The 5,717-nt window shown below is 38.7% G+C and carries 6 protein-coding genes and 1 pseudogene; 4 read left to right on the top strand and 3 right to left on the bottom strand.

Annotated elements, in window-relative coordinates; genetic code table 11:
• Positions 1–757: 757 nt before the first annotated feature.
• The 3 genes and pseudogenes from AC1DG9_RS22315 to AC1DG9_RS22325 all read right to left on the bottom strand — a co-directional run.
• Positions 758–1,114: pseudogene (locus AC1DG9_RS22315) on the bottom strand (CoA-binding protein); the annotation flags it as partial.
• A gap of 3 nt (positions 1,115–1,117) precedes the next feature.
• The gene (locus AC1DG9_RS22320) at positions 1,118–1,573 is read right to left on the bottom strand and encodes a DinB family protein (protein WP_172659415.1); all 456 of its coding nucleotides are present in this window, start codon (positions 1,571–1,573) and stop codon (positions 1,118–1,120) included.
• Between the two features lie 30 nt (positions 1,574–1,603).
• Positions 1,604–3,145, bottom strand: a complete 1,542-nt coding sequence (locus tag AC1DG9_RS22325; protein WP_477612183.1) for an NAD(P)/FAD-dependent oxidoreductase — start codon at positions 3,143–3,145, stop codon at positions 1,604–1,606.
• 430 nt (positions 3,146–3,575) lie between these two features.
• Here AC1DG9_RS22325 and AC1DG9_RS22330 point away from each other — a divergent pair, with 430 nt between their 5' ends.
• The 4 genes from AC1DG9_RS22330 to AC1DG9_RS22345 all read left to right on the top strand — a co-directional run.
• A complete protein-coding gene (locus AC1DG9_RS22330; protein WP_048903749.1) occupies positions 3,576–4,157 on the top strand; it encodes a LemA family protein in 582 nt (193 codons plus the stop codon).
• 83 nt (positions 4,158–4,240) lie between these two features.
• Positions 4,241–4,684, top strand: coding sequence for a TPM domain-containing protein (locus AC1DG9_RS22335; protein WP_172659413.1), 444 nt, complete (start codon positions 4,241–4,243; stop codon positions 4,682–4,684).
• Positions 4,685–4,687: 3 nt separating this feature from the next.
• Positions 4,688–5,464 (top strand): TPM domain-containing protein, encoded by a 777-nt coding sequence (locus tag AC1DG9_RS22340; RefSeq protein WP_477635262.1) that lies wholly within the window; start codon positions 4,688–4,690, stop codon positions 5,462–5,464.
• Between the two features lie 5 nt (positions 5,465–5,469).
• Positions 5,470–5,717: hypothetical protein (locus AC1DG9_RS22345; protein WP_477635263.1), on the top strand; the 248-nt coding region annotated here is incomplete at its 3' end.

A 5,717-nucleotide genomic window follows, 5' to 3' on the forward strand; every position in this document is an offset into this window, starting at 1 on the left:
GGATCAAACTCTCCATTGTAAAATGTTATCGTTTGAATCGCTGACCATTCTTAACTTGTTAATAATAGTCTGTATTCTTGTTTTTGTATTGTCTGTCAGAACTTGACTCGAAAATAATAGCGCAGGTTTCATGTACTTTGAATCTGTACTTTCTTACCTCGCTACGTTGATAAATGACATCTCTTTAATGAACTTCGCGGGTCACCTCACGGATCCCCTTCTTATATCTCTTTAAARTCMTGGYCTGTGTTTCTGCAAGGTCGTATTGCTCCCCGCTTTCTGTTTAACCATTCCTTTATTTCAATCTTCTTTATTCTGTTAACAAACTCCGTTTGGTAACTCCCGTTTTGTTTGGGACTGCAAAGGTAGAAATCTTTTTCTGTTTTGCAAATCTTTTTTGAAACTCTTTTTCACCTTCCTTTTTCACTGTTTCCCTTCCTCCGAAGCGGGATGCAAAAGTAGGAAAATTCAGCCACCACACAAACATTTCCACACTATTTCTTACAAAATATCCCTAACTCGCTAAACCACAACCAGAAAAATTAACAGCAAGTTAAAATCAGGTTAATTCTTTATCTTAAAAAACGACGAGCCAGCGCTAATCTATGAAATATGCTACAGCGTAGTACTACATATAAGTATAATACATTATCGCCTATCACCTCACACCAAAAAGACTTACAAACGACAAAAGGTCGTTCAGAGTCGTTTCAAAGTCGTCTATGAGTCGTTGGAAAGTCGTTAAAAAAATATAMTAGTACTGACCTGTAGATAACAATACCAGAGTACAAGCCTCTATCGGCTCAATATCATTTGCCAACAGCAATTCTTCCAGTTCCTGATTTTCAGTTCCAGGATTAAAAATAACTCGTTTAGGTTTTGTTTCTAGTATATAGTTATAGTAACCACTCTGCAAATGCGGACCTATATATAAGGTAACCGTATCAATGTCATTATGCAGATGCCCTGGTTGCTCAATCTCTTCTCCGGCCACAGCTCCTTTTTTTATACCAACATTGATAATGTTGTGCCCTTTTGATTTAAGCATATGCGCAGCTTTATAGGCATATCTATCCGGATTGGGGCTCGCCCCTATAATTAATGTTTTTTTCACAATCTAAAATTTTAATAACAATGAGATTTGCCCTGCATGATAAGCATGATGCTGCACCAAACCATTGAATAACTCAAAATAATTCACTCTAGGTCCCGAAACCTGATTAACCGTTGTTCTCCATTGGTCTTCAGAAATTTCCCTCGCAAGATTAAGCAGTTTTTCATTAGCTAAACGAAAATCACTTAAAATGGCATCCCACTCCTGCATTGTTTCTTCTTTAGCCATAGGCCAATCGCCTTTTTCAGGTTCCTTGGCCAAGTTACCTTCCAGCCTCGAAAATACTTCTTCCGTCCATGAAGTTAAGTGCAATACAAGTTCAGCAATGGTATGTGCAGTTGGAATTGGTCGTTTAAATATTTGATCTTTACTTACCGACGAAATAATAGCGGATACACTGTTGCCGTGCCAGGCATCCCCACTATATCCTTTTCTAAGCTCATTTGCGAAATCAATCATACGAAAACAACAAATAAAAGGTAAATGTGTTTAGCTAAACTTTAAAACTGCATTTGCACAATTAACACCGTCAATTGCAGCCGATACTATACCTCCTGCATAACCTGCACCTTCTGCACAAGGATATAAGCCCGCAACCTGTGGATGTTGAAAAGTCTCTTTATCTCTTGGAATCCTAACTGGCGATGAACTTCTGCTTTCTACTCCTACCAAAATAGCCTCATTCGTATAATAACCTTTCATTTTTTTCCCAAACAGGGGCAAAGCATTTTTCAGACTTGATGCAACAAAATCTGGCAGCGTTTCTTTAAGCATTACACTCCGTGTTCCAGGTAAATAAGAATTTTTAGGTAGATCTACTGAAATTCGACCCTCTACAAAGTCAACCATCCTTTGGGCAGGCGCAACCAGATCTCCCCCACCAAGCCTGAAAGCAGTTTTCTCTATTTCCGACTGAAAATGCATCATTCTTAGCGGATCCTCGCCCTTAACATCATCAAGCGTTATTTGCACTACCGTTCCGGAATTCGCATATGGATTATTCCTTTTTGATGGCGACCATCCATTAACAACTATTTCATCAGCATACGTTGCACAAGGGGCAATTATCCCTCCCGGGCACATACAAAACGAGAACACGCCTCTGGCACCAACCTGCTCAACTAAACTATAATAAGCCGGAGGCAAAAATTCACTCCGGATATCGCAATGGTATTGAGCCGCATCTATAATAGACTGAGGGTGCTCTATTCTTACTCCCAAGGCAAATGGTTTGGCTTCAACAAGGATATTCTTTTTATGAAGCAATTCATAAATATCTCTTGCTGAGTGCCCGGTGGCTAGAATAACAGCGTCAGACAATAGTTTCTCTTCTCCGTTAATCTCTACACCTTTTATCTTTCCAAAATCAATTAAAACGTCCGTTACTTTTTGGTCGAAACGCACCTCCCCTCCTGCATTTAAAATTGTTTCTCTAATTGCAGTAATTATATGGGGCAATTTATTTGTACCGATATGGGGGCGGGCATCAACAAGAATATCTTCCGCAGCGCCGTGCTGAACAAAGGCCTGAAGCACTTTATTAATATCCCCACGCTTATTGGATCGGGTATATAATTTTCCATCTGAATAAGTTCCGGCTCCCCCTTCACCATAACAATAATTAGATTCAGTATTTACAATACCTTCTTTGTTTATTGCTGCTAAATCCCTCCTTCGTTGTTTTACGTCCTTACCACGTTCAAGCACTATTGGTTTTAATCCGTTTTCGATACACTGAAGTGCTGCAAATAATCCGGCCGGACCAGCACCCACAATAACCACATGTTTCGCATTGCTAGCATTCTTATAGTTAACAACAAACGATTCGGTTAATAACGGTTCATCGATAAATGTTCTTACCTGTAGCCTGTATATTACTTTTCTTGAACGGGCATCAATTGATCTTTTAAGGATTCTATATCCGCCAATTCGGGAAAGATCAATTTTTAAAGCTTCCGAAAGGTTTTTCTTAATCGCAGTTATGTTGTCGGTCTCTTCCGGAGCCAGCGTTATTTCAATGTCTTTTTGCATAATTATCGTCAGGTTTTTATCCTGAATTGATGCAAAGGTACATCTTACAACATTAAAAGATCCTTACTATTTTAAACATTAAATATAAATTTGAAAGCTTCTGACTTCTTTTGGCAGTACACGAATTGTAATTATGTCAGTTATTTTACAGCGAAAAAATTGCTTCATCCTCCCTTCGAAAATTACTTTTCTTGAAAGCGGTTATTTAATCTTTTAAGAATTTTATAGGCTTTACATTGAGAAATACCACCATTTCGGGTTTTCTAAAGGTTTGCACATCGGCGATTTTATCATTGATTTTTGCCAGAGCCAGCGTAATTTAGATGTCTTTTTGCGTTATTGTTGTCAGGTTTTTCTACTGAACTGTAACAAAGGTACAGAAATTGAGTTCTAATGCGTAAATTAACACTGAAAAACAAAACAGAAAAATATGAAAAAAGTAGTTTTAGTAATTGTAGGAATCTTAGTCTTATTAGTGGCAGTAAGTGGTTGTGGTTACAACGGCTTGGTTAAACTGGATGAGGATGTAAAAACCAAATGGGCACAGGTTGAAACACAATATCAACGCCGTTCTGATTTGATCCCTAACCTTGTAAGCACAGTTAAAGGTGCAGCAAAGTTTGAACAGGGTACATTAACTCAGGTTATTGAAGCACGTTCTAAAGCAAGCCAGATCACAATAGACCCTGATAAATTAACTGAAGAGAATATGCAAAAATATCAGGCTGCTCAAGGTCAGTTAAGTCAGGCATTAGGTAAATTGATGGTTTTAACCGAGAACTACCCTGAGCTTAAAGCTACTCAACAGTTTAGTGAATTATCAGCTCAGCTGGAAGGTACTGAAAATCGTATCACAGTAGCGCGTAAAGATTTTAACGAATCGGTTCAAACTTATAATACAAAGGTAAGATCATTCCCTAACAACATTACTGCAGGCATATTCGGATTTAGCCAAAAAGCTGCTTTTAAAGCTGACGCTGGTGCACAAAATGCACCAAAAGTAGAATTCTAATATACCATAACAACATTTAAGGGTAATGTATGTTTAAATGAATAAACATACATTACCCTTATCTTTATAAAAGCAATCCAATTATGGGGCCATTCACAGAACAAGAACAAGAACTAATTTCCCAAACCATATCAGATGCTGAAAAAGCCACTTCAGGCGAAATCAGAATTGCCATAGATAAACATTGCAGCGGCGATGCATTTGAAAAAGCAACATCCTACTTTTCAAAACTTGGGATGGATAAAACATCAAGACATAATGGTGTATTGATATACCTGGCTTATGTAGATCATAAGTTTGCAATAGTTGGTGATAGTGGAATTAATAAAGTTGTACCTACAGATTTCTGGGAAACAACTAAAGTTGCAATGAAAGCTCATTTTGCCTCTGGCAATTTAGCTCAGGGCATTATAGCAGGCGTAATTTTGGCAGGAGAAAAACTTGCAACGTTTTTCCCTTCGCAAAATGACGACATCAATGAACTGCCAAATGACATTATTTTTATGGATCAGAATAAAACCACATAAGCTATGAAAAAATTAATCGTAGCATTATTCTTACTTACAACATCCCTGGTTGGGTTTGCTCAGGATTTTCCGGCAAAGCCGACCAAATTGGTAAATGATTATACAGGAACACTTTCAGCTGATCAATTGCAACAATTGGAACAGAAACTTGTTGCTTTTGATGATTCAAGCTCCACTCAAATTGCAGTAGCTGTATTAAAATCTGTTGGCGACTATGACATTAACGAATATGCGCTTGAATTGGGTAGAAAATGGGGAGTTGGTAGCTCAGGGAAAAATAATGGGATAATGATCGTGGTTGCTCTTGGCGACAGAAAGATCTCTATCCAAACAGGATATGGCCTGGAAGGGGTATTACCAGACATCTATGCCAAGCGTATTATCGAAAACGAGATAAAACCGTATTTTAAAACTGGAGATTACTATCAGGGACTCAATGCAGGTACTGATGCTATTATAAAATATACCAAAGGCGAATACAAAAACGAAAATCCAAAAAGGAAGAATGATGCTGGCAAAGGAGGCAGCATGTTGGCCATCATCATTATCATTGTTGTTATAATCATTATCCTTAGAAGAGGTGGCGGTAGCGGTGGCAGTGGACAAGTTATCAGTGGTCGTGGTGCTGCTGATGCTCTTTTCTGGAGTATGTTATTAGGCGKTGGCCGAGGTTCTGGCGGTGGCTGGGGCGGAGGTAGCAGTGGCGGCGGCGGAGGTGGTGGCTTCGGAGGCTTTGGTGGTGGTAGTTTTGGTGGCGGTGGTAGTAGCGGTAGCTGGTAAAGAATATGTTAAGAAGAGACTTAATTACAGCAGAAATTCAGAAACTTGCGCAAGTTTTAGCCCGTATTATGGGCTTAAAGCTAGAAGGCAAATTGACTGAGGCAGATGATCTGTTAATGGAATCATTGGTAAATAATTTTGGAATTACACCTGAAGAACTATTCTCCAGTAATTCTTCTGAATTTGAGGCACGGTTAACTGAAAAGGAATTCCCTGCCGAAAAATTGGAAATGCTAAGTCAGTTTCTCTACTC

Source organism: Pedobacter sp. 05L430 (assembly GCF_056397585.1).

Excerpts from the sequence above, each read along its gene's own strand:
- AC1DG9_RS22325 (WP_477612183.1), bottom strand. The coding sequence starts at position 3,145 with ATGCAAAAAGACATTGAAATAACGCTGGCTCCGGAAGAGACCGACAAC.
- AC1DG9_RS22320 (WP_172659415.1), bottom strand. The coding sequence starts at position 1,573 with ATGATTGATTTCGCAAATGAGCTTAGAAAAGGATATAGTGGGGATGCC.
- AC1DG9_RS22330 (WP_048903749.1), top strand. The coding sequence starts at position 3,576 with ATGAAAAAAGTAGTTTTAGTAATTGTAGGAATCTTAGTCTTATTAGTG.
- AC1DG9_RS22335 (WP_172659413.1), top strand. The coding sequence starts at position 4,241 with ATGGGGCCATTCACAGAACAAGAACAAGAACTAATTTCCCAAACCATA.